General features: G+C 36.7%; 21 protein-coding genes and 1 other annotated feature. Of the genes, 14 read left to right on the top strand and 7 right to left on the bottom strand.

Annotated elements, in window-relative coordinates:
• Nucleotides 1-155: 155 nt before the first annotated feature.
• The 5 genes from RK02_RS09910 to proB form a co-directional block, all read right to left on the bottom strand.
• Nucleotides 156-1,349, bottom strand: coding sequence for an MFS transporter (locus RK02_RS09910; protein ID WP_016184108.1), 1,194 nt, complete (start codon nt 1,347-1,349; stop codon nt 156-158).
• Nucleotides 1,350-1,514: 165 nt separating this feature from the next.
• The gene (locus tag RK02_RS09905) at nt 1,515-3,227 is read right to left on the bottom strand and encodes a methyl-accepting chemotaxis protein (RefSeq protein WP_016184107.1); all 1,713 of its coding nucleotides are present in this window, start codon (nt 3,225-3,227) and stop codon (nt 1,515-1,517) included.
• Between the two features lie 241 nt (nt 3,228-3,468).
• Nucleotides 3,469-5,097, bottom strand: coding sequence for an ABC-F family ATP-binding cassette domain-containing protein (locus RK02_RS09900; protein WP_016184106.1), 1,629 nt, complete (start codon nt 5,095-5,097; stop codon nt 3,469-3,471).
• A 293-nt stretch (nt 5,098-5,390) separates the two neighbouring features.
• Nucleotides 5,391-6,638: a glutamate-5-semialdehyde dehydrogenase gene (locus RK02_RS09895; protein ID WP_016184105.1), complete on the bottom strand. Its 1,248-nt coding sequence runs from the start codon at nt 6,636-6,638 to the stop codon at nt 5,391-5,393.
• Between the two features lie 2 nt (nt 6,639-6,640).
• Nucleotides 6,641-7,441, bottom strand: a complete 801-nt coding sequence (gene proB, locus RK02_RS09890; protein ID WP_016184104.1) for a glutamate 5-kinase — start codon at nt 7,439-7,441, stop codon at nt 6,641-6,643.
• A gap of 201 nt (nt 7,442-7,642) precedes the next feature.
• Here proB and RK02_RS09885 point away from each other — a divergent pair, with 201 nt between their 5' ends.
• The 4 genes from RK02_RS09885 to RK02_RS09870 all read left to right on the top strand — a co-directional run bounded on the left by RK02_RS09885 (nt 7,643) and on the right by RK02_RS09870 (nt 11,753).
• On the top strand, nt 7,643-8,170 hold the full coding sequence (locus tag RK02_RS09885; protein ID WP_016184103.1) for a dCTP deaminase/dUTPase family protein: 528 nt from the start codon (nt 7,643-7,645) through the stop codon (nt 8,168-8,170).
• Between the two features lie 21 nt (nt 8,171-8,191).
• A complete protein-coding gene (gene radA / locus RK02_RS09880; protein WP_016184102.1) occupies nt 8,192-9,574 on the top strand; it encodes a DNA repair protein RadA in 1,383 nt (460 codons plus the stop codon).
• A 424-nt stretch (nt 9,575-9,998) separates the two neighbouring features.
• Nucleotides 9,999-11,141, top strand: a complete 1,143-nt coding sequence (locus tag RK02_RS09875; RefSeq protein ID WP_016184101.1) for a PIN/TRAM domain-containing protein — start codon at nt 9,999-10,001, stop codon at nt 11,139-11,141.
• Nucleotides 11,142-11,195: 54 nt separating this feature from the next.
• On the top strand, nt 11,196-11,753 hold the full coding sequence (locus RK02_RS09870) for a dTDP-4-dehydrorhamnose 3,5-epimerase family protein (protein WP_018451676.1): 558 nt from the start codon (nt 11,196-11,198) through the stop codon (nt 11,751-11,753).
• 134 nt (nt 11,754-11,887) lie between these two features.
• Here the strand turns inward: RK02_RS09870 and RK02_RS09865 are convergent, their stop codons facing one another.
• On the bottom strand, nt 11,888-13,183 hold the full coding sequence (locus RK02_RS09865; protein WP_016184099.1) for an ISL3 family transposase: 1,296 nt from the start codon (nt 13,181-13,183) through the stop codon (nt 11,888-11,890).
• Between the two features lie 508 nt (nt 13,184-13,691).
• On the opposite strand from RK02_RS09865, the gene RK02_RS09860 reads away from it, so the two are divergent.
• The 10 genes from RK02_RS09860 to RK02_RS09815 all read left to right on the top strand — a co-directional run bounded on the left by RK02_RS09860 (nt 13,692) and on the right by RK02_RS09815 (nt 23,113).
• Entirely contained in the window at nt 13,692-15,182 is a 1,491-nt protein-coding gene (locus tag RK02_RS09860) for an RNA-binding domain-containing protein (protein WP_016184098.1), read from the top strand.
• A gap of 599 nt (nt 15,183-15,781) precedes the next feature.
• Entirely contained in the window at nt 15,782-17,239 is a 1,458-nt protein-coding gene (gene gltX, locus RK02_RS09855) for a glutamate--tRNA ligase (RefSeq protein WP_016184097.1), read from the top strand.
• Nucleotides 17,240-17,242: 3 nt separating this feature from the next.
• Nucleotides 17,243-17,441: a binding site (T-box leader), on the top strand.
• A 308-nt stretch (nt 17,442-17,749) separates the two neighbouring features.
• Nucleotides 17,750-18,283, top strand: coding sequence for a serine O-acetyltransferase EpsC (epsC, locus tag RK02_RS09850; RefSeq protein WP_016184096.1), 534 nt, complete (start codon nt 17,750-17,752; stop codon nt 18,281-18,283).
• The gene (gene cysS / locus RK02_RS09845; protein ID WP_016184095.1) at nt 18,276-19,682 is read left to right on the top strand and encodes a cysteine--tRNA ligase; all 1,407 of its coding nucleotides are present in this window, start codon (nt 18,276-18,278) and stop codon (nt 19,680-19,682) included. Before epsC ends, cysS begins: the two co-directional genes overlap by 8 nt.
• Nucleotides 19,682-20,074, top strand: a complete 393-nt coding sequence (locus RK02_RS09840; RefSeq protein ID WP_016184094.1) for a Mini-ribonuclease 3 — start codon at nt 19,682-19,684, stop codon at nt 20,072-20,074. Before cysS ends, RK02_RS09840 begins: the two co-directional genes overlap by 1 nt.
• Complete coding sequence (rlmB, locus tag RK02_RS09835; protein WP_016184093.1) at nt 20,071-20,889, top strand: 23S rRNA (guanosine(2251)-2'-O)-methyltransferase RlmB; 819 nt, start codon at nt 20,071-20,073, stop codon at nt 20,887-20,889. The genes RK02_RS09840 and rlmB overlap by 4 nt, the downstream gene beginning before the upstream one ends.
• The gene (locus RK02_RS09830) at nt 20,889-21,419 is read left to right on the top strand and encodes an NYN domain-containing protein (RefSeq protein WP_026231342.1); all 531 of its coding nucleotides are present in this window, start codon (nt 20,889-20,891) and stop codon (nt 21,417-21,419) included. Before rlmB ends, RK02_RS09830 begins: the two co-directional genes overlap by 1 nt.
• 87 nt (nt 21,420-21,506) lie before the next feature.
• On the top strand, nt 21,507-22,028 hold the full coding sequence (locus tag RK02_RS09825; RefSeq protein ID WP_016184091.1) for a sigma-70 family RNA polymerase sigma factor: 522 nt from the start codon (nt 21,507-21,509) through the stop codon (nt 22,026-22,028).
• A gap of 170 nt (nt 22,029-22,198) precedes the next feature.
• Complete coding sequence (locus RK02_RS09820) at nt 22,199-22,444, top strand: Veg family protein (RefSeq protein WP_016184090.1); 246 nt, start codon at nt 22,199-22,201, stop codon at nt 22,442-22,444.
• Nucleotides 22,445-22,675: 231 nt separating this feature from the next.
• Nucleotides 22,676-23,113, top strand: a complete 438-nt coding sequence (locus tag RK02_RS09815; RefSeq protein WP_016184089.1) for a GNAT family N-acetyltransferase — start codon at nt 22,676-22,678, stop codon at nt 23,111-23,113.
• An 81-nt stretch (nt 23,114-23,194) separates the two neighbouring features.
• Here the strand turns inward: RK02_RS09815 and mscL are convergent, their stop codons facing one another.
• The gene (gene mscL, locus RK02_RS09810) at nt 23,195-23,611 is read right to left on the bottom strand and encodes a large conductance mechanosensitive channel protein MscL (RefSeq protein ID WP_026231340.1); all 417 of its coding nucleotides are present in this window, start codon (nt 23,609-23,611) and stop codon (nt 23,195-23,197) included.
• Between the last annotated feature and the right edge of the window lie 185 nt (nt 23,612-23,796).

The raw sequence follows: 23,796 nt of genomic DNA, 5'->3' as shown, positions 1-23,796 counted from the left end.
ATGGGAAAAAACCATCAGTTAAGACTTTTTTATTTTAGAGTTTGGCTTAAATTCCGCGCAAACACTGCACAAATTTAAAAATTTATGCAGTATCTGCGCATGAAAAAAGGTAAAAATGTAAATCTAGCGTAGGTGCTGTATTTATTGCCTTATAATCAAGAAAAAATCTTCTGTTTAGGTGATTTAGGAATGCGATAGAAAATTAAAGCCAGCAATACACAAGCAATCAAACCAAAAGCAATTAGAAACATTTGATGATAGCCACTTTTTTCAAGTAACCAGCCAAATAGACTTTGCGCGAGCATCGAGGCTAAATTTCTAATCGTTTGAATGAGCGCAAGTGCTGAGATTTGCTGATCTTCAGGAATTAAGGTTGCGACAATTTTTAGATTCATCATCACAAAAATCATGCTAGCCGGGTGTTTGGCAAATAGGGTCCAAAAGACTTGGATCGGTAGCCAAAGATTAAAACCAAAACTAAAAAATTGCGCTAAAACAATCAACGTTGGAATGATTAATAAGATTTTGTTGCTGAGTCGATCCATGAATAAATAAGAAAAAAAGACAACGGGTACTTCACATAGCACCGCCCAAAATAAGATGTTTGAAACAACCGTAAGCTTGAGTCCTTCTGCTTGAAACATCGCTGGAATATAGGTGTTGGCAATATTAATCAGGCTAAAAAATACCCCAGCAATCAATAAATATTGCACAAATAAATGGTTTTTAAATAAAGAAAATAAATGCGTTTTTTGCTTAGTATGTTGCTGTTTGTTTTTCGCCTTTTGTAAGAGTTGCTGCTTTTTCATATCTGGTTTGGCAAAATATAAACCAACCATGGCTAAAACTAGTGTGAGGACAAAGGTAAAAAATATCGCTTGTGGTGCAATAAAAGCATAGATAATTCCAGCAGCCTGTGAGCCGACTGCATAGCCAATCGTTCCCCAAACGCGAATGGCACCATATTTATATGGGCTAAGAGTAGCGAGCTTTTCTAAAATCGGATTACTGCCATTGATTAGGGCTAAAACAAAGCTGTAGCCGATTATACAAGCAATCAGACTAGAAGCATAAGCAAAATAGATTCCGCCAAAGCAAGCGAGTAAAAAGACGGCTTGGTTGACACGCTTAAGGGAATAACGGTCACTTAATGAGCCGATAATAGGTTGGGCAATCATCGAGCTTAAAAAGGAGCTAGAGACCACTAAGGAAGTTTCAGCCGGACTAAAACCTTTATCTAAAAGATAGACTGCAATCAAACAAGAAAAAATCGCAAAAGAGAAATAATAGAAAAAATAAGTCATAACAAAGCTTAAATAATTGAGCTTTGTTTTTAGTACTGTGAACATAATCAATCTCCATTTCTAAAGAAAAATGTTTTCTGTGAATCTAAATTTTTGATTTACTACATTAGCGCCTATTTTAGCATGATTCAAGAGAGAAGTCTTGTTTATTCAATGAAAAGACCAGATAAAGTAAAGCTGCTACACGCTTTGTTTATCTGGTCCTCTAGACTAAGAGAGCTTAAATTTGTCTACTTCTGTTGATAATTGATGGGCTACTTTTTGGTTAGCACCCACTTCTTGATGAATTTGTTGCATATTATTGGCGGTCTCCATCATTGATTGCGTGACATTGACGACACCTTGTGTGCTTTCATCATTGGCAATTTGGATGGAAGTAATCGCATGTTTGATTTCATTCATTAATTGATGTAGCTGTTGGCTGCTTTGTGCAAATTGTTCCATTACTAGTGAAATATCACTTAAATCTTGATGATATTGCTGGCTCGTGTGCATGAGTTTTTGATAGCCGTCTAATGCATCCTCTTGCACAAATGTCAGCATCTTTTCTGCTTCTTGAGAGAGTTCTTTAACAGCAATCAAGACTGTTTGGCTAACCTTTTGAATATCGGCAGCTGTAGCAGCTGAATGTTGCGCTAATTTACCGATTTCAGCAGCCACTACTGCAAAGCCTTTACCTGCTTCACCGGAACGAGCGGCTTCAATGCTGGCATTCAAAGCGAGTAAATTGGTTTGTTTGGTAATATCGATAATATTCTTGGTTAAGGTATCAATTTGTTCTACCGCTTGAGAAGCAGCAATTTTTTCATTGACCGTTTGAATGACTGTTTGAGCAGTGTTTTGCGCTTTTTGCTGATCATCTTGCGCTTGATAGAAAATATCATTAGCAACTTGAGTAATTTGTTCAGCTGATTGTTGCTGCATCTTGGCATCTTGATTCGTTTGTTCGACAATTTGGTAGGCGGATTGAATCGATTGAATCATCTCAGCCATTGATGCAGCAGTTTCTTCCATAGCAGCACTCATTTCTTCCATGGTAGAGGAGACTTCTTCGACATTCCCATTTACTTGATCGACGGATTGACTAATTTGATCCGTACTGCTGGTTAGCTGGTGAGTGTTTTGCTGAATATTTGTCATAATTTTATGCATGTAAAGCAGTAAATGATTGATATTCTCAGCAATTTCTTCTAATTCATCGCCTGTTTTAATGGTTAGTGATTGGGTTAAATCGCCCTCATGATGAACTAATTCATAAATTTTTTCGTTGATTGTTTTTAAATTTTTACTGATTGTGCGTAAAATTAATTGTAATAAAATTAATGCTAAAATTAAGAATAGTAAAGTAATTAAAATGGTTTGAATCATTAAATGTCGTAATTTTTTAATAATTGGCCAAGCGTCGTAATCACAACCGATTAAAGCGATGACCTTTCCAGAAGCATCGGTCACTGGTTTATAAACTGTAATCAATCGGTCACTACCTTCATAATCAATCGCCGGACTACTATAAGTTTGACCATCAAAAGCCGTTTTTAAATCTTGATAATTGCTCTCAAAGGTATCACCGATTTTCGCTTGATTGTTCGTCGTGTCCGTATCTATACCATAATAGACCTGATTGCCGTCAGTAGTTAGTGTATACAGGTATTTAATCCCACTGTCTTCTTTTAGATTCCGCATTAATTGTAGGATTTCTTGATAATCTTTACTTTGTTCGTCCCCTTTTTTTAGATGTTGCAATTTTTCTTGGTCGATGACCTTGCTGACATTGGTGGCAGCTAAGCGCGCTTCTTCAATGCCCATGTCGATAATGGAATTTCTTAATTGCCAATAGGAACCGATACCAGAACAGACAGAAATAACAATAATTAATAGACTTACAGGGATCAAAATTTTATTGCGAATACTATTGAATTTCATTATTCATCTAGCCTTTCATTTATCATTAGTAAGGAAGATATCGGCTAATAATAGAGAAATTTATACATTTTCTGAAAAATTTCCCAAAAAAATACCTGCTAGAAAGCTCTAGCAGGAAAAGGAGTTAAAAATGAAAAAGTGTTTATATAGGGTTGTTTGTTGGGATACTTATACTATAAAGCATAGATGTGAATTATTTATGAAGATAGTTTGACAAATTCACTCTTGCTTTAGAATCACTCTATTCTTCACTATATAAGGCTTTTACTTGTGCTTGAACCGTTTCATTTTCTAAGAATTCATCATAGGTCGTTTCAGCACGGTCGACTACCCCTTTATTAGAAACAACAATGATTCGGTTAGCTAAGGTTTGGATGAATTGATGGTCGTGTGAAGCAAACAACATCGAACCAGTAAAGGCCATCAAGCCATCGTTTAAGGCTGTAATTGATTCTAAATCTAAATGATTTGTAGGGTCATCTAAGACTAAAACATTGGCTTTAGATAGCATCATCTTAGATAGCATACAGCGCACCTTTTCGCCTCCAGATAACACATTCACTGGTTTTAGCACTTCATCACCAGAAAATAGCATACGACCTAAGAAGCTACGCAAGAAGGTATTGTCATCTTCTTCTTTACTTGCATATTGTCTTAACCAATCGACAATCGTTAAATCAGTATCAAATTCTTTAGAAGTATCTTTAGGTAAATAAGCTTGGCTAGTTGTTACTCCCCAACGGACAGTCCCGGTATCAGGAGTGATTTCACCCATAATTACTTTAAAAAGGGTTGTTGTGGTAATATCATTATCCGCAATGAAGGCAACCTTATCGTCTTTATTTAAAGTAAAGGTAATATTATCTAAAATCTTCTTGCCATCGATAGTCACACTGACATTATCTAGCTGCAACAAGTCATTACCAATTTCACGTTCTGGCTTAAAGCCCACAAATGGATAACGACGAGATGAAGGTTGAATGTCTTCAAGGGTAATTTTTTCTAGCATTTTCTTACGAGAAGTAGCTTGTTTAGATTTAGATGCATTTGCACTAAAGCGCGCAATAAACTCTTGTAATTCCTTGATTTGTTCTTCTTTTTTGGCATTTTGTTGCGCTTGTAATTTGGCTGCTAGCTGGCTAGATTCTAACCAAAAGTCGTAGTTACCGACGTATAATTTAATTTTACCAAAATCAAGGTCAGCCATGTGTGTGCAGACTTTATTTAGAAAATGACGGTCGTGAGATACGACAATAACGGTATTCTCAAAGTTAATTAGAAATTCTTCTAACCAGCTAATCGATTGAATATCTAATCCGTTTGTTGGCTCGTCTAAAAGCAATACATCTGGCTTGCCGAATAAAGCTTGGGCTAATAATACCTTCACTTTTTGGCCGGCAGTTAATTCGCTCATGTAAACATGGTGCAATTCTTCAGGGATATTCAAACCTTGCAACAAGACAGCAGCCTCTGGTTCAGCTTCCCAACCGTTTAATTCAGCAAACTCGCCTTCTAATTCAGCGGCACGAATCCCATCTTCATCAGAAAAGTCTGGCTTCATATAGATTGCATCTTTTTCTTTCATAATATCATAGAGACGTTTATGTCCCATGATCACGGTCTCGATGACTGTATATTCTTCATAATCGAAGTGGTTTTGTTTTAAAACAGCCATCCGTTCATCAGGTCCTAGTGTAACCGCACCGGTTGAAGGTTGAATTTCACCAGCTAAAATCTTTAAAAAGGTTGATTTACCAGCACCATTCGCACCAATTAATCCGTAGCAGTTTCCCGGTGTAAACTTAATATTCACATCATCAAAAAGTTTGCGATCTGAAAAGTGCAAACTTACATCACTTACTGTAATCAAGGCATTTCCTCACTTTTTTTCATAGTCATTTTATTATAGCGATGATTTCAGAAAGTTTCAATAAATACTGTCGTTCTTTTAAAGGCAAAGTAATTTTTAGGAGAATGCAATTTGTCAAATTTAATTAAAAAATGCTTGCTAGCACTTTAATGCTTCTTGAGTGATAATTAGGTAGTCGAGGTTAGCGAAGAGTGAAAACAATTACTAGCTACTGTAAAATTAGTTTTTTGATGAGTAAATGAAAAATAGACATTATCCGCTTATTAATAGCAGGATAATGTCTATTTTTAGCGCTAATTACGGACTTGTCCTTCACCGTAGACGATGTATTTGACTGAGGTTAATTCAGGTAAGCCCATTGGACCTCTGGCATGTAATTTTTGCGTAGAGATGCCAATTTCAGCACCAAAACCAAAAACAAAGCCATCGGTAAAGCGCGTTGAGGCATTGACATAAACAGCCGCTGCATCGACTTCATTCAAGAATTTTTGAGCGGCAAAATAATTGTCAGTGACGATTGCTTCAGAGTGCTTGGTGTTGTATTTGTTAATGTGGGCAATCGCTTCTTCTAAAGAATCCACCACTTTAACGGCTAAAATATAATCAAGGTATTCAGTATACCAGTCTTCTTCATTTGCTAAGCTAGCCGTAGTTAAATAGTTTAGCGCTTTTTGATCCGCTCGTAGTTCAACATTTTTGGCAACTAATTGTTGTTCGATAGCTGGCAAGAAAGCTGGTGCAACGTCTCGATGAATAAGAATTGTTTCGATGGCATTACATACAGATGGTCGTTGGACTTTAGCGTTCATAACAATTTTAGCGGCCATATCAAGCTGCGCATCTTTATCAACATAGACATGATTATTTCCAGTCCCGGTTTCGATTACAGGCACCGTCGCGTTGTTTTTCACGCTTTGAATGAGTCCTGCACCACCTCGAGGAATTAAAACATCTAGATATTCGTTTAAACGCATCATTTGATTAGCTACTTCACGTGAAGGATCATCGACGAATTGGATGGCAAAAGGAGAAATCTGGCTTTCTTTTAACACCGCTTGTAAAATCTCAACTAATACTTGATTGGAATGAAAGGCTTCCTTACCCCCACGTAAGATCACAGCATTTCCTGTTTTAAAGCAAAGGCTGGCTGCATCAGTTGTTACATTTGGTCGTGATTCATAGATAATACCGATAACACCAAGAGGTACACGTTTAACACCGATTGTTAGGCCATCTGCATTTTTCCACATTTTTTCGACTTCACCAATTGGATCGGGTAAGCTGGCTACTTGACGAATACCGTCAGCCATGTCGTTAATGCGTTCAGGCGTTAATTTTAAGCGGTCTTTCATCGTCTCTTTAATGCCATTAGCATCAGCTTGGCTTAAGTCTAAGGCATTGGCTTGCAGGATTTTATCGGTGTGAGTATTTAATGCATCAGCCATTTTTAGTAAAACTTGATTTTTTTCTTGAGTTGAAAGCAGTGCCAGCTGGTGGCTACTCTCTTTAGCTTGTTTACCAAGTAATTGAATATCTGTCATAATCATCCCTCCATAAATAATGTACCAATTTGTTGACCATCTAAAATATCAAAAATAATTTTAGGTTGTTTACCATTCGCTAAAACCATAGCGCTTTGGCAATCGAGAATTCGTTTAGCGGCTTTTAGCTTACTACTCATGCCTCCGGTTCCAAACATACTGCCTTTACCACCCGCTTGGTGCATAATTTCTGGAGTGATTTGAGCAATATGTGTATGTAGGCTGGCTTGAGGATTTGTATTAGGATTATCAGAATAAAAACCATTAATATCCGAAAGCATAATTAATAAATCCGCTTGAATAATTTGACTAACAATGGCGGAAAGCTGGTCATTATCGCCAAATTTCGTTAAGTGATCTAATTCATCTACTGAAACCGTATCATTTTCGTTAATGATAGGAATAATGCCCATCTTTAGTAATTGCTCTAGGGTATTGGTTACATTTTTGCGACTCTCAGGATATTCAATCACATCTCGAGTCAGTAAAACTTGTCCGGCTTTTTTACTGTAGCTAGCTAAGCGTTGGCTATAAATATTCATTAAAGTAGCTTGCCCTAATGCAGCTACCGCTTGTTGTTCTGGAATTGTAGCTGGACGAGCGGTAAGACCAAGCTGATTCATCCCGACACCAATTGCCCCAGAGGAAACCAAAACAACCTCTTTGCCTTGGTTATTTAAATCCGCTAAGACAAAAGACAGCTCGTCAATTCCAGATAGATTAATGTTGCCATTAGGGTAAACTAACGAACTAGTCCCGATTTTAATGACAATTCTTTTAGCATTTTTTAATTTTTCACGCATATCTCAAATTCCTTTATAATATATTGATTCTATTGTACTCGCAAAAGTGCGTTTCGTCATGTATTTTTTTATATTTATTACAAAACTGAATTTAATTGAAAAAACATAAAAAGTGCTTAATTTCCTAGTTTGACAGGCGATTAATTTCATCCTTTATGTTAAAATAAGCGTATATTTAATATGGATATCTAAGGAGGTTTTATGAAAAAAAGAGGATTTGAAGTCGTTAAAAAATATCAAAATGCGAATATTGAGCTACCGGTACGTGCGACCCATCATGCAGCAGGCTATGATTTTCAGGCAGCAGAAGAGGTCGTTATTCCAAGTATTTGGAAAAGTGGCATTGATTTAAAGGAATTAGGGAAATCTTTATTTACTGATCGCAGTAGGTTAGAAGCCTTGCTTAAACCGACTTTAGTACCAACTGGCATTAAAGCCTATATGCAAGAAGATGAGTATTTGCAGCTGGCGAATCGTTCAAGTAATCCGCTAAAACGTTTTTTGGTATTATCAAATGGTATCGGCGTTATTGATAGCGATTATTATAATAATGAAAGTAATGAAGGGCATATTATGTTTCAATTGACCAATTTTGGTATCAAGGATGTCGTGATTAAAAAAGGCGAACGGATTGGCCAGGGAATCTTTTTACAATTCTTAAAAGCCGATCAAGACGAGACATTAGGTGAACGTACAGGCGGCTTTGGTTCATCCAATACGGAAAAATAATCATGGAGAGGTTGTCACTTTATGGCAAAAAAAGAAAAAACCCAATTTGAATGTCAGCATTGTGGGTATATTTCACCTAGATATTTAGGTAAATGTCCGAATTGTGGCAGTTGGAACTCTATGGTTGAGGAAAAAATTGTCACATCAACCGATCGTAGACAGGCCGTTTCATTTACTGGTAAACGTAGTCAGCCAACCAAGATTACGGAAATTGTGCCCAAGAAAACCCCGCGCGTAAAAACGCAAATGGATGAATTAAATCGGGTGTTAGGTGGGGGCGTGGTACCTGGTTCATTGGTGTTGCTTGGTGGAGATCCTGGAATTGGTAAGTCAACCTTGCTTTTACAGGTATCCCAACAATTAGCTTTAACCGGTGGCAAGGTGTTATATGTTTCTGGTGAAGAAAGTGCTGAACAGATTAAAATGCGCGCCCAACGTTTGGGTGTTTTGCAAGAGGATTTTTATCTTTATGCGGAAACGGATTTAGAAGCAATTAAGCAGGCTATCGAAAGCTTACAGCCGGAATATGTGATTATCGACTCCATCCAAACCATGATTCAGCCTAGTATCAGTAGCGTTGCTGGTAGTGTCAGTCAGGTTAGAGAGACGACAGCAGAATTAATGCGCATTGCTAAGACCAATCAAATCGCAATATTTATTGTCGGTCATGTGACCAAAGAAGGCGCTTTGGCTGGTCCAAGGATGCTAGAGCACATGGTGGATACGGTATTGTACTTTGAAGGTGAGCGGCATCAGAGCTTTAGAATTTTACGGGCTGTGAAGAATCGTTTTGGTTCCACGAATGAAATTGGTATTTTTGAAATGCATGATACTGGCTTGCAAGAAGTCAATAATCCTTCCCAAGTTTTTTTAGAAGAACGATTGCAAGGAGCAACTGGTTCGGCTATTGTGGTAACCATGGAGGGGACTCGTCCGTTGTTGGTAGAAATTCAAGCGCTAGTAACTCCAACCATGTTTGGTAATGCGAAACGCACAACGACTGGCTTAGATTTTAATCGGGTTTCGTTGATTATGGCGGTTTTAGAAAAACGAGCTGGGTTGCTACTTCAAAATCAAGATGCCTACTTAAAAGCAGCTGGTGGAGTAAAATTAAACGAACCAGCCATCGATTTAGCGATAGCGGTAAGTATTGCCTCTAGCTATAAGGAAAAAGGGACGCAGGCAACGGATTGTTTTATCGGTGAAATCGGATTAACTGGTGAAATTCGCCGAGTAAACTTTATTGATCAGCGGATTAAGGAGGTACAAAAGCTTGGCTTCAAGCGCGTGTATGTGCCTAAAAATAATTTAACAGGTTGGCAAGTTCCTGAAGGGATTGAGGTAATCGGCGTTGCCACCTTAGCTGAAACCCTAAAACGAGTATTTGGTGTTCAGAATTTTTAACAGACAGGCTATGAGTGTATTTTATTAACCGAGCCAAGCTAGGTTTGGCAATAAGCTTGCAGTCGAAAAAGTGTTAACACACACGCACTTTTATCGCCTGCTTCGACTTATTGCTCAAACCAAATCGCTTGTCTCATAGCCTTTGAAATCGGCATGTGATTGAGCTGATACTCGGTAAATAAGCCAAGTTGCTGAAAAAATCTTAAAATGTGATGGATTTTTCCATCCACTTGGAACTTATTTACTCGTATCAAAGCGCTCAACACATAGCCTTTGGATTAAACGGCATCAATCGAGCTGCTATTCGGTAAATAAGTAACTATCCCCAAAAAGTGTTAAAAGTTACGCACTTTTTGTGACTAGTTAACCTTATTTACTCATAGCAAAGCGCTCGCTTGATAGCCTTTGGTAAAGGAGAGAGAGTATGCAGAGACGTGTGATTAATTTTTTATTTGTCCTTGCGGGGACGACTTTAGGTATTTCGTTGTTGCCCCTTGCTTGGACAGCAATTGGGCAGGAGAAGAGTATGTGGTTGAATAATAATGTAACTAACGGCTTGATTGGTGCAATTATTTTCTTTTTACTTTCTTTATTATTAGCCGGTTATATTTCAACAGCCATTACGAAAATCGAGAAGAAGCTAAGCGAGTTTAGTTTGATGTATCTTTTGTTTGGTACGGTGGGAACGATTTTAGGTTTAGTTTTAGGTGCGATTTTGGCTATTCCTTTTTATAATTGGGATATTCCTTTCTTAAAAGGTTTTATGCCGATTATTTTAATGGTTATTTTAGGCTATTTTGGTTTTCGAATTGGTACAAGTCGGATTGAGGAATGGAAGAAGCTATTTAGTATTAAGTCGAAGAAAGTTGAGCCTCAGGTTGAGCAGCAGATGCTAGAGCGTCGTGTAGAAGATCATTTCCATAAGTATAAAATTTTGGATACTAGTGTCATTATTGACGGGCGTATCTATGATATTACGAAATCAGGATTTTTAGAAGGTGTTATTTTAATTCCTAATTTTGTGCTATATGAATTGCAATATATTGCTGATTCAGGCGATAGCTTAAAACGTGTGCGTGGTCGTCGTGGATTAGATATTTTAAATGCCCTACAAAAAGAAGAGGGGATTGCGGTGGAGATGTACGACGGTGATTTTGAGGATATTTCAGAGGTGGACAGTAAGCTAATTAAGCTGGCCAAAATGCTAGATGGAATTATCGTTACTAATGATTATAATTTAAATAAGGTTTCCGAGTTTCAAAATGTGCCAGTGTTAAATATCAACGCTTTGGCGAATGCCGTAAAACCGGTCGTTATTCCGGGCGAAGATATGGAGGTCCTTGTGGTAAAAGCCGGAACCGAACGTCAGCAAGGGGTTGCTTATCTTGATGATGGAACGATGGTTGTAGTAGAGGACGGTCAACATTATATGAATGAACGCATTCAAGTGGTGGTTACTTCTGCTTTACAGACGGCTGCTGGTCGTATGATTTTTGCTAAACCAGCTCATTCTAGAAGAGGAATCGATAATAAAGAACACAAGGATGAGAAAAAAGAAGAGAAATAATTGATTTAGCGAGTATTAATGCTAGAGATAAATAAATGTATTGTAGGTGATGAAATGTTTGAATTGAAGGATTGTACTGTAGAGGATTCAAAAATTGCTGGATTGAAAATTATTCATTCTAAAACGGTGACAGATGATCGAGGGACTGTGCGTGAATTGTATCGTGGGAGTTTATATACGAGTTTTTTACCAAATACATTAGGTTCTTGGCAGCAAATTAATTTAACTAGAACTAAAAAGGGTGCAGTACGTGGTCTACATGGAGAGGCGATGGCTAAACTAGTCACGGTAGCGTTTGGCTCAGCTTTTGGTGTCTATGTAGATACACGTTTAGATAGTCCAACTAAAGGTGAAGTGGTAACAGTTGAGTTAAAGCCTGGCGTACAGGTTTTTGTTCCGCAAGGTGTTTGCAATGGATTTCAAGCTTTAGAGGATACTGAATATTTGTATTTCTTCGATAATGAGTGGCAAGCAGGAATGTCAGGAGTAGCTCTTACACCATTAGATCCAGCGTTAAATATTTCATGGCCAATCTCCATTGATATTAATAATCGAGAACAAATCTCTGAAAAAGACAGTCAAGCACCGACATTAAAAGAAGTAATCGGCTAGTTGCCTGTAAACAAGGAAGTGTATTAAAAGCTATTTTTCTCTAAAATAAAAGGCTCTTTGTCAAATTGGACTGATGAGTTTTACAAAAGGAATAGGCAGAGATAGACAGCTATTTGCTATCTCTGCTCTTTTTGTTATTTCGATTCAATTAAACCATTCATCAGAAATAGTCTTAATTTCATGTTCACAAATGATCGAAAACCATAACTAACCCGTTTTAAAGTTTTAATATGTGTATTCTTGGCTTCTATTTTTCCGTTAGAATAAGGATAAATCAGTGCATTTCTTATTCCTTCTTCATAGTTTATTAAGTTTTGTAACTTCTCTTTCAGTACTTCATCTAGTGTATCTGGTAACGTTTTTAATATCTCAAAAAATGTATCTGGATCTTTATTATCAAAAGCTTCTAATAAATCATGGACATACTGATAGCCTAATTTGAGTTTAGGAGAAAAAGCCAATAACCGGTCAACCATCATTTCTTCTGTTAAAAGTGGAAATTTAGGTTGGCGAAAACTGCGCCAGGATTTATATTCTGTAACATCTAAGTTTGCTCTTTTCTTTAGGATATAGCGCCAATTACTTTTTAATTTTGCAGCTTGGCTTCTTTTTTTCTCTTTGATTAATCCTTTCATTTCGCGTACGCGACAGTCATTGAGTGCTTGATTGATATGTTTGACAATATGAAAGCGATCAATGATTAATTGGGCATTAGGAAAGTGACTCGCAATCAATTGCATATAACTCGCGTTCATATCTGAAACTAAAAATTGTACGTCTTCCTTATTTTTGGCGTTTTGAAAATAGTTTTTCAAATAAGGTAATTTACGAGTGGGTAAAACATCCAACAATTTCCCTGTTTCACCATCTACACAAATAAAACTCATTTTATCTTCTAAAGAAGTATGTGAGCGGAATTCATCTACTAGTAAAACTTTCGGTAAGTATAACTGTTTTGCTTTAGGCAACTGAGGTTTAAATGAGCGCAAGACACGAATAACCGTAGAAATAGAAACCTGACATTGTTTAGCGATAAAAGTAAGCGACACTTTTTCTTTTAATAAATCCATCATTTTAAATCGCACCTGCTCAGAGATAGCATGATGGGGGCGAATAAAATAGCTTTGGGCAGTCCAATAGTGTCTACACTTTTTACATACATAGCGTTGCTTATTTAAATGCATGACCATTGGTAAGTGGTTGAAAGCTTCTAAGCGTACAGTGACTGTTTTCTTGCCGTTTTTGACTACAGCGAACTTTCCATCATCATCTATCACATTGGCACCACAACATTTACAAGGTGAAGGTTGAGGGGAAAGATTCGCTTTAATGACAAGAGTCATCTGATGGTTGATTTTCTCCTGAGTAATTTCAAGAATTGTTAAATTTGGGTCTATTAATCGTAACATTTTTTTGATAGAATGATTCATATAGCATACCGTCCTCTCTTGGGTTATTTGTGGTAATTTAATCATATCAGAGAACGGTATGTTTTTTTATACCTAAAATGAAAAATTGGACTGAAGAATCGATTTTGATTCATCAGTCCAATTTATTATAGAGCCAAATAAAAAAGAGAGAAGTAGCTTTTTTTCGCGTGAGTATTCGCGCGAAAAAGTTAAATCTATTATTGATATGCTTTGAAAATGTTGATATATCAATGTTTAATAAGAAAATATTCGCGTGAGTATTCGCGCGAAAAAGTTAAATCTACTATTGATATGCTTTGAAAATGTTGATATATCAATGTTTAATAAGAAAATATTCGCATGAGTATTCGCGTGAAAATAGCTTTAGATACTATGGATATTACATGAAATATTTATTTGGAAAGTTCTACTCTCTTTTTTGTATAAAAAATCTTGAGTGGTTTTGTTTCTTAATATATTTTGGATATAATATTGTTAAAATCGTGTTCACAGTGAGGAGGTAATTTAGTTGAATATTTTGCAACCAGAGGGAAGATATGTAGAGTATAAGGCTGCTAAGAATGATTTACCTAATGATTTGTGGGAAACATACAGTGCATTTGCAAATACTCAAGGTGGAAAAATTATTTTAGGTATTTCTGAAGTAAAAAAGAGAAAATATGAGGTTACGGGGGTAATTAATCCAGAAAAAAGAATTGATAAATTTTGGCAATTAGTGACTAATCCACAAAAAGTAAGCGTAAATTTACTAGATGAACAGGATATTCAAATTATTGATATAGAAGGAAAACAAGTAATAGAAATTAATGTTCCAGAGGCTAATTACTATCAAAAACCTATTTATATCAACGGACATAAGGAGATGGCATACAAACGAATAGGAGAAGAGGATAAGCAAGTTACAGATGAAGAATATAAGTACATGATTGTTAATTCTCATGATGGAATAGACAATGTAGTTTTAAAACATTTTGACATTGATGATTTAAATAAAAAAGATATATTGGCATATCGTTCGCTTTTAATTGAAGTGACGGGAGAAGAAAAGTATGCAGATATGAGTTTGCAGGAATTATTAATAAATCTTGGAGTGATGAAAAGAGATAGATTAGGGGACAAAAAAAGCTATGGTCTTACTTTAGGAGGATTATTGTTTTTTGGAAAATATAATTCTATTGTAGAATATTATCCCAATTTTCAACTAGATTATTTAAAAAAAGCAACATCTTTTGAAGCTGATTGGCAGGACAGAATTTCTATTGGCGATAAAGATTATCCGGATATGAATATATTCTCATTTTATATGAAAGTATTAGATAAGTTAATATTATCGGTTGAAAATAGATTCCATTTAAATGAAAAAATGGCAAGAGATTCGTATTATAACGATATTAGTAAAGCTATTAGAGAGGCTTTAACAAATTCGATTGTTCACGCTTACTATGGTTCAAGTGATACTATAAAAATAATAGATTATGATGATTATTGGGAATTCTATAATCCTGGAGACATGAAAGTTACTAAAGAAGAATTTATACATGGTGGGACATCAAGAGTGAGAAATAGTGTTATTTCTATTTTGTTTAGACGTATAGGTTTTGTTGAGAGAGCAGGATCTGGTGGGCCAAGAATATTTGATGCTGTAAGTAGACATAGATTGAAAATTCCTGAGATTTATTCAACAGATAAAGATACAACTATTCGCATTTGGAAATTTGAACCAATGAGTTATTATAAGACTCGATCATTAGAAGAGCAAAAGTTATTAAAAGAAATATTACAGAGTGGTTCAGTAACTAAATCTATGGCTTTAGTAGATTTAAAAATGACTGAACATGCCTACAGAACAGCAATAAATACTCTTTTAGAGGATCAAATTATTAAAAAGATTGGAAAAAGTAGAAATACAAAATATGTTATATCTTATTCAGAAGAAGGATATATTCAAAGTAGAAAGAAATGGTTGGTAGAGTATAATGACAGATTAAAGAATACATAAACAGGAAAGTATCAAATAATAGTCAGAATTTAATATTTTTAATATGAAACAATCATTTTAAATGTTCTTCGCTCGATATATTTTTGTATAGTTAGTGCTTGATTTAGTATTTTTTTCGCAAAGTTGAATGAATATTGTTATAAATTACTATTTGATTACCAAAAATTGAGTGGTAATAAATGAAGTAGAGAATATTAAGATTGAATTGCTTAGTATATTTATTTTTTATTACCTTGCAGAACTTTAATGTTTCACGTGAAACAGTTCTTTTGGTTATACAAATACACAGTTAGATCATTTCTCATTGTCAATCATTTGTAAAAATATAGCAGATGAATAATAATCATAAAAATTATCGAACTTAAAAATCGTATTTTCTATCTATAGTTTTTAGTTAACCTATGGAAAGGAAATGTCAAAGTCATTCACTTTTGTATATGAAATTCTCAGAAAGCCATGAACACGAACGCTGATTTTCATAATTTTCACTTTACTATTTTCATGTTTGGGGGTACAATTTTAGCTGTGTACCAAAATTGAATCGTAAGTATGAAGGCTTAGGTCGTTTTGGAAATTAGAAAGAAAAGGATGAACAGAATATGTCAAAAATACGCGTAAGATATGCGCCAAGTCCAACCGGGCATTTACATATCGGAAATGCTCGTACAGCGTTATTTAACTATCTGTATGCTCGTCATAATGGCGGCGACTTCATTATCCGTATTGAAGATACAGACTTAAAACGTAATATTGCGGATGGAGAAAAAAGCCAGTTAGAGAACCTAGATTGGTTAGGAATGAACTGGGATGAGTCAGCGCAAAAACCTGGAACAGTTGGCCCTTACCGTCAATCTGAGCGTAAAGAAATCTATCAACCTTTAATCGATCAATTATTAGCTAGCAATTTAGCTTATAAATGTTACTGTACAGAGGAAGAATTAGAAGCTGAACGTGAAGCGCAACGTGCCCGTGGAGAAATTCCTCGTTATGCTGGAACTTGTGCCCATTTAACCCCAGAGCAACAAGCTGAAAAAGAAGCACAAGGAATTAAGCCGGTGATTCGCTTCCGCGTACCAAAAAATCGTGAATATCGTTTTGATGATATCGTCAAGGGAGAAATCGTCTTTGAATCAGATAATGTTGGCGGTGATTTTGTTATTCAAAAACGCGATGGCATGCCTACTTATAACTTTGCCGTAGCAGTAGATGATCATATGATGGGGATTACTCATGTTTTACGTGGGGATGACCACATTGCCAATACGCCAAAACAATTGATGATTTATGAAGCATTTGGTTGGCAACCACCAAAATTTGGTCACATGACTTTAATTATCAATAGCGAAACTGGTAAAAAATTAAGTAAGCGTGACGAAACGATTCTACAATTTATCGAACAATATCGTGATTTAGGTTACCTACCAGAAGCGATGTTTAACTTTATCGCTTTACTTGGTTGGTCGCCAGTGGGTGAAGAAGAAATCTTTAGTCAAGAACAATTAATCGAAATGTTTGATCCAAATCGTTTAAGCAAGTCACCAGCTGCCTTTGATGCGAAGAAGCTAGAATGGATTAACAACCAATACATGAAGAAAATGGATCTTGACCGTTTAACGGAAATGTGTGTACCATTCTTACAAAAAGCTGGTCGCATTAAGGAAGAATTATCCGCTGATGATCTAGCTTGGGTGAAACAATTAGTGGCTTTATATCAACCACAAATGAGTTATGCAGCCCAAATCGTAGAAGTTTCTGAATTATTCTTTATCGAACATCCTGTTTTAGACGATGCGGCGAAGGAAGTACTTGCTGGCGAAACGGTGCCAACTGTTTTAGCAGCCTTCAAAGCTCAATTAGAAGCGATGGAAGAAGTTACTAGTGACAATGTTCGTGCAGCTATCAAGGCAGTACAAAAAGAAACCGGTGTTAAAGGTAAAAACCTATTTATGCCAATTCGAGTGGCTGTTTCTGGACAAATGCACGGTCCAGAATTACCAGACACGGTTGCACTACTAGGTAAAGAAAAAGCTTTAGCCCATTTACAACAAGTTTTATAAAATATAAACACAATGAACAGACGAAGTAATCAATAGCGTTTTTTAGAGAGATTGCGGTTGGTGTAAGCAATTATTCGCTGTGATGAAATGCACCTGGGAGTGGTTTTGGCGCAAGTCAAAAACGGAGAATAGACCGTTAGCTATTTAAGGCAGAGTATTTCTGTAAATAAAAGTGGAACCACGCCAAACAAGCGTCTTTTAACCCAGCAACGGTTAAAAGACGCTTTTTAATTACAGGATGAGAAGTAGCTTGCTCAGGCATGAGAAAATTTGAGGGTTACTCGTCGAATGAAAAACAACCTACTAGGCTTAGAGATTTTCAAGTCGGTAGGGCGAATTTTCCGAGGAGTTACTTGTTGAACACGGATTACCAAGTCTGTGAGCCAAATCGAGTAGCTAAAATTATTCGAAATGGCAGGACAGCCTAGGTCGTTTCACTGTTTATATTTTCATTTTAGACAGGATACAGATACATAGCATTACAAAAAATAGATAGAAAGAAGGGGTTATATGGGATGGATGAAAGAAGCAATTGCGGCTACCAAGCGAAATGATCCGGCAGCACGCACTACTTTAGAAATTGTCTTAACCTATCCAGGATTTCATGCGCTGTTTTGGCATCGTTGGTCACATTTTTTATATCGACATCGTCTCTTTTTATTCGCTCGGATTCAATCACAATTGACGCGCTTTTTTACCGGTATTGAAATCCATCCAGGAGCAGTCATTGGCAAAGGGGTATTTATTGATCACGGCATGGGTGTAGTCATTGGTGAGACGGCTGAAGTGGGGGATTATGTGACGTTATTTCATGGCGTAACGCTTGGTGGTACGGGTAAAGATACAGGAAAACGTCATCCGACAGTCAAAAATGGGGCCTTAATTGCTGCTCATGCCCAGATTTTAGGTCCAGTAGTAATTGGTGAAAACAGTAAAATTGGCGCTTCGTCAGTGGTATTACATGATATTCCGGATAATGCCACTGCTGTTGGAGCACCAGCCAAAGTCGTTCGATTAAATGGAAAGAAGGTAGCTCATGATTAAAATTTACAATACATTAACACGACAAAAAGAAACATTCAAACCTTTAGAAGCTGGCAAGGTGAAGATGTATGTCTGCGGTCCAACGGTTTATAATTATATTCATATTGGGAATGCGCGCAGCAGTATCGCTTTTGATACCATTCGTCGTTATTTTGAATATCGAGGTTATGAAGTCAATTATGTGTCAAACTTTACAGATGTGGATGATAAAATCATCAAAGCTGCTAAAGAGTTGCAGATTACCGCTCCTGAAGTGGCGCAACGTTTTATTGATGCATTTAAAGCAGATACCAAGGCACTCAATATCAAAGCAGCCACGTTAAATCCACGTGTAATGGATCATATTGAAGACATCATTGATTTTGTCCAAGTGTTAATTGATAAAGGGTATGCTTATGAATCTAATGGGGATGTTTATTACCGTACGCGCAAATTTAAGGATTACGGCAAACTAAGTGATCAATCTATTGACGAATTAGAAATTGGTGCAAGTCAGCGAACGGGTAGTGAACAAGCGCAAAAAGAAGATCCGTTAGACTTTGCTTTATGGAAAAAAGCCAAAGAGGGTGAAATTTCTTGGGCTTCACCATGGGGAGAGGGTCGTCCTGGTTGGCATATCGAGTGTTCAGTAATGGCAACGAAGCATCTTGGAGATACCATTGACATTCATGGTGGTGGCCAAGATTTGGAATTTCCGCACCATGAAAATGAAATTGCGCAAAGTGAAGCTAAGACGGGGCATCCTTTTGCTAATTATTGGATGCATAATGGTTTTGTAACGGTGGGGGAAACCCAGGAAAAAATGAGTAAGTCATTGGGTAATTTTGTGACAGTGCATGAGATCATTCGAGAAATCGATCCACAAGTGTTACGCTTCTTTATGGCGACGACACAATACCGTCGACCAATTTGTTACAGTGAAAAGACCTTATCTGAGGCCGAAAATAACTTACAAAAATTAAAAACAGCTTTAGATAATGCAGCATTTCGATTGGCGCAAGCACAAGCATCTTTAGCCGAGGATAGTCAGCATCTTGCTGAGTTAGCAAAATTAGAAGAACAATTTGTTGCAGAGATGGATGATGATTTTAATGCCGCTAACGGAATTACCGTGGCTTATGAGCTAGCTAAATGGTTAAATGTTTATAGTAATCAAGAAGTCGTTTCCCAAGTTGTTTTACAACAGGCGATGCAACAATTACAAGCGTGGTTAGCTGTTTTTGGTATTGAATTTAGTCAGGATTTATTAGATTCGGAGATTGAACAATTGATTGAAGAACGGAATCAAGCGAGAAAGAGTCGTAATTTTGCGCGCAGTGATGAAATTCGTGACTTGTTAAAGGAACAAGGAATCATTTTAGAAGATACTGCCCAAGGAACTCGATGGAGAAAAGCCTAATGAGAGATTTTGAACAGTTAAACGGCCTAGCTTTAGCTTATATGGGTGATGCGATTTATGAGGTTTATATTCGGGAATATCTTTTAAATCAGGGCAAGACCAGACCCAATCAATTGCACCATACGGCAACGAAATATGTCTCAGCCAAAGCACAGGCTAAGCTGATGCAAGCTTTATTAGATAATGAAATGTTAAATGAAAAAGAAATTGATTTTTATCGTCGAGGGCGGAATAGTAAAAGTCATACTAGTGCGAAGAATGCGGATATTTTAACCTATCGTATTTCTACGGGGTTTGAAGCTTTGATGGGTTATCTTTATTTAACGAAACAGCAAGTGCGAATGGAAGAGTTAATTAATTGGTGTATTGAAAGAATAGGAGGCGAAAAATGAGTAGGTCAGAAAAATTCATGAAAAAACGCAACAATCAGCCTAAAAAAGTAGAAAAAGCTGTGCGTAAGCCAAGTGAAAATCAAGGCTTAGCTAGCGATGAATTTGTTTTTGGGATGCATGCGACGATTGAAGCGATACAACAAGGGCGTGGAAATAAATTATTTATCCAAGATAGCTTAAAAGGAGAAAAAGTTCAACAGTTAAAAGACTTAGCTGCTGAACAACATTTACCCATCAAATGGGTGCCTAAAGCCAAGCTGGATAGTCTAAGCAATCAAGCGGTCCATCAAGGGGTTGTTTTGACGATTACGCCTTATGAGTATTTATCCTTAGAGCAGTTGTTAGCCAAAGCACCGGCGAATCCTTTCTTTTTAGTTTTGGATAGCTTAGAAGATCCACATAATTTTGGTTCGATTTTGCGTACAGCTGATGCGACTGGAGTGGATGGCGTAATTATTCCTAAGCATCGTGCGGTCGGCATTACGCCTATTGTCGTGAAAACTTCAACAGGGGCGGTCGAGCATGTGCCTATTGCACGAGTAACCAATCTTCAACAGACGCTTAGTCAATTAAAGGCACAAGGCTTTTGGATTTTTGGGACTGATATGCAAGGCGTGAATTATCGTCAGTGGAATGCGACAGGTTCAATTGCCTTAATTATCGGTAATGAAGGCAAAGGCATGGCGCAAGGCTTGAAAAAAGAAGTCGATCAAATGTTGACTATTCCAATGACTGGTCATGTGCAAAGCTTAAATGCGAGTGTCGCTGCGAGTCTATTGATGTATGAGGCGTTTTACCAAAGAGGGGCTCAATGATGAAAGAACAATTACTGATTGTTGATGGTTACAATATGATTGGTGCCTGGCCGGAATTAGCTATATTAAAGAAACAAGATAAATTAGAAGAAGCCAGAGAAGCGCTATTAAATCGTCTATCCAACTATGCCAAATACGAGGGCCTTCGTGTGATGGTCGTCTTTGATGCGCAGCTAGTTCCAGGGGTTACACAAAGCTATGCCAAGTATCAGTTACAAGTCATTTTTACGCAAGAAGGCGAAACGGCAGATAGTTATATTGAACGAGTCGCTGGTGAATTAAATACCCGTTTGACTCAAGTCACGGTTGCAACAAGTGATTTAGCCGAGCAATGGGTGGTCTTCTCGCAAGGTGCGCTAAGAACCTCGGCTCGTGAATTATACAAGTCAGTGCAAAAGGTCGAAAAACAAATCCATCAGCACCAAAAGGAAATTCATTTCACCCATTATCGCCGTAATTCACCGTGGAATGAAGATCAATTGGCAAAATTATCCCAAAAATTAGCGGAATTAAGTAAAAAAAAATTCTGAGTAAAAAAAATAAAACACTTTTATGAGAAAATTTCCTCCGACTTTGTGTTACGATAAGCGCGTAATTAACAAATAGGAGGTTTTTTTATGGGCATTTTTGAACAAGCACAAATGGGAGATAGTGAAGCATTTACGGAATTATTTGAGCAGTATCGGCCAGTTTTGCAGAAATATCAGCATCGATTTTTCTTGATCGGTTTTGCTAAAGAAGATGTTGAGCAAGAAGCACGGATTGTTTTTTATCAGGCATTAAAGCATTTTGATGAAAAACATGCTGCAGCATTTGGTAGTTTCTATAGTCGCGCATTGAGTAATCGTTTGATTAGCCTGATTCGCTATCAAGCAGCCTTTAAGCGCCAAACAGATTATCTATCAACAAGTTTAGAACGAATTTCAGAAGAACATCCGGAATATTTAACCTCGTTAACCTCTAATCAAACGCCAGAACAAGAAGTATTATTACAAGAGCTACTAGAAGAATTTACCCATTTTTTATCTGATTTTGAGTTACAAGTCTTTCAATTATTACAGCGCGGGCTAGCTTTAGAGCAAATTGCCCAACAATTGGCCGTTTCAACAAAAAAGTTCGAAGTGCGCAATCCAGATTGAGAAGTAAGTTAATTTGGCTGATGCACCATTAATTTTAAACAAAAAAATAAAATCGCTTACTTGATTAAAAGTATCAAATTATTTGAGATTCTTACTTGAAAATGAGAAATATCTGTGGTAAATTGATATTTTTATCTATTTATGTTATAATGGCGTTCGAGGTGAATGCGATGACAACAACCGTGGCAACAATTAAAAAAGAACTTGAAGGTCATATTGGCAGTGAGATTATGTTAGTTGCACAGACTGGTAGAAAACGTCAGACGGAGCGTAAGGGAATTTTAACCCAGACTTATCCTTCTGTGTTTGTAGTCGACTTGGATCCAAATGAAAATGCTTTTGAACGCGTGTCTTATAGTTACTCAGATGTATTAACCAAGACCGTGGAAATAGAGTTCTTATCAGAAGCCATCTAACGTAAGAAGTAGTTTTTAGCAACACCGAATGATAAGCGAATCATTGAAGGATTAAACCCTTCAAAAAGATATAAATTCGCACGAAAACCATTATTTGAGTAAAACTCATCTAATGGTTTTTTATTTAAAGTTGTGAAACGACTTGCTCAGCTACGAGAAAATTTGGCTGCTACTTGCTTTGTCGTATGAGAAGATAAAATTGTCAATTGAAGAATAGGAGAGAATGAGTGGATGGAATTTAAGATTCAATCTTTTGCTGATCTATCGGTTTATCAGTTACAGCAAATTTATCAATTACGTGTGGCGGTGTTTGTGGTTGAACAGGATTGTGCCTATCAAGAGGTGGATGAGATTGATGTCAATGCGCAACATGTGTGGCTTGAAGAAAAGGGTCAGATTTTGGCTTATTTGCGCCTTTATCAGTTAGCAGATGGTCTACATTTAGGCAGAGTTTTAGTTGCCCCAACTTATCGTAGCCATGGACTAGCTAAGCAGCTATTAACGCAGACGCTAGCTTATATTCGTCAGCAGAATATCCATACTAACCTACAAATCGCCGCTCAAAGTTACTTATTATCATTTTATCAATCTTTTGGCTTTCAAGAAGTTTCAACCCCTTATTTAGAAGATGGGATTGAGCATGTGGATATGTGTTTATCAATAGGATAATAAAAAGACCTAGCTTTGTACCGGCATAAAAAAGGCTAATTTTTTAGGTTACCGGACATTGCTAGGTCTTTTTTTATTTAATTATTTCGCTTGTTCTTTTAATAAGTCGCGAATTTCTGCTAAGTAGTCTTCAGCAGTTGGTTTTGGATCAGCAGCTTCCACAGCTTCTTCTTTCTTCTTACGAGCAGCTTTTGCTTTGTTAGCAGCTTTTACAATCATAAATAATACAAAACCAGTGATAATGAAAGTAATGATTGCACTGATAACTAGACTAAATTGGAAGGTTACCCCTTTAACTGGTGTCCAATCTAGAACTGATAATGCACCTTTAAGATCTTTTGTCCCAGTGATTAATGAAACGACTAAACCTACTAACGGAGTAATTAAGCCGTCAACGACATTTTTAACGATAGCTGTGAAGGCACCACCAATAACGATACCAACAGCTAGGTCTAATACGTCGCCTTTCATCATAAACTCTTTAAACTCTTTCAACATGTTTTTCATTCTCATCCCTCTTTCTTTAAAAATCTTTTTACTCTCCAATTATAAAAGAGTAAATTAAAGAAAATCAATCAATTAGCTTACAAAAACGTTTTCTATAATGATTTATTCAAAAATAATAAAATATCAGGATTTAGGCGCATTTAACAGAACTCTGACAAAACTATGTTATAATGAGA

The organism is Enterococcus columbae DSM 7374 = ATCC 51263, from assembly GCF_000406925.1.
In the GTDB taxonomy this organism is placed as follows: domain Bacteria; phylum Bacillota; class Bacilli; order Lactobacillales; family Enterococcaceae; genus Enterococcus_E; species Enterococcus_E columbae.
This window is presented reverse-complemented; position numbering and strand designations above follow the sequence as displayed.

Excerpts from the sequence above, each read along its gene's own strand:
- cysS (WP_016184095.1), top strand. The coding sequence starts at position 18,276 with ATGATTAAAATTTACAATACATTAACACGACAAAAAGAAACATTCAAA.
- epsC (WP_016184096.1), top strand. The coding sequence starts at position 17,750 with ATGGGATGGATGAAAGAAGCAATTGCGGCTACCAAGCGAAATGATCCG.
- RK02_RS09895 (WP_016184105.1), bottom strand. The coding sequence starts at position 6,638 with ATGACAGATATTCAATTACTTGGTAAACAAGCTAAAGAGAGTAGCCAC.
- RK02_RS09905 (WP_016184107.1), bottom strand. The coding sequence starts at position 3,227 with ATGAAATTCAATAGTATTCGCAATAAAATTTTGATCCCTGTAAGTCTA.
- RK02_RS09875 (WP_016184101.1), top strand. The coding sequence starts at position 9,999 with ATGCAGAGACGTGTGATTAATTTTTTATTTGTCCTTGCGGGGACGACT.
- RK02_RS09825 (WP_016184091.1), top strand. The coding sequence starts at position 21,507 with ATGGGCATTTTTGAACAAGCACAAATGGGAGATAGTGAAGCATTTACG.
- RK02_RS09870 (WP_018451676.1), top strand. The coding sequence starts at position 11,196 with ATGTTTGAATTGAAGGATTGTACTGTAGAGGATTCAAAAATTGCTGGA.
- RK02_RS09820 (WP_016184090.1), top strand. The coding sequence starts at position 22,199 with ATGACAACAACCGTGGCAACAATTAAAAAAGAACTTGAAGGTCATATT.
- RK02_RS09885 (WP_016184103.1), top strand. The coding sequence starts at position 7,643 with ATGAAAAAAAGAGGATTTGAAGTCGTTAAAAAATATCAAAATGCGAAT.
- RK02_RS09865 (WP_016184099.1), bottom strand. The coding sequence starts at position 13,183 with ATGAATCATTCTATCAAAAAAATGTTACGATTAATAGACCCAAATTTA.
- gltX (WP_016184097.1), top strand. The coding sequence starts at position 15,782 with ATGTCAAAAATACGCGTAAGATATGCGCCAAGTCCAACCGGGCATTTA.
- RK02_RS09910 (WP_016184108.1), bottom strand. The coding sequence starts at position 1,349 with ATGTTCACAGTACTAAAAACAAAGCTCAATTATTTAAGCTTTGTTATG.
- proB (WP_016184104.1), bottom strand. The coding sequence starts at position 7,441 with ATGCGTGAAAAATTAAAAAATGCTAAAAGAATTGTCATTAAAATCGGG.
- mscL (WP_026231340.1), bottom strand. The coding sequence starts at position 23,611 with ATGTTGAAAGAGTTTAAAGAGTTTATGATGAAAGGCGACGTATTAGAC.
- rlmB (WP_016184093.1), top strand. The coding sequence starts at position 20,071 with ATGAGTAGGTCAGAAAAATTCATGAAAAAACGCAACAATCAGCCTAAA.
- RK02_RS09840 (WP_016184094.1), top strand. The coding sequence starts at position 19,682 with ATGAGAGATTTTGAACAGTTAAACGGCCTAGCTTTAGCTTATATGGGT.
- RK02_RS09830 (WP_026231342.1), top strand. The coding sequence starts at position 20,889 with ATGAAAGAACAATTACTGATTGTTGATGGTTACAATATGATTGGTGCC.
- radA (WP_016184102.1), top strand. The coding sequence starts at position 8,192 with ATGGCAAAAAAAGAAAAAACCCAATTTGAATGTCAGCATTGTGGGTAT.
- RK02_RS09815 (WP_016184089.1), top strand. The coding sequence starts at position 22,676 with ATGGAATTTAAGATTCAATCTTTTGCTGATCTATCGGTTTATCAGTTA.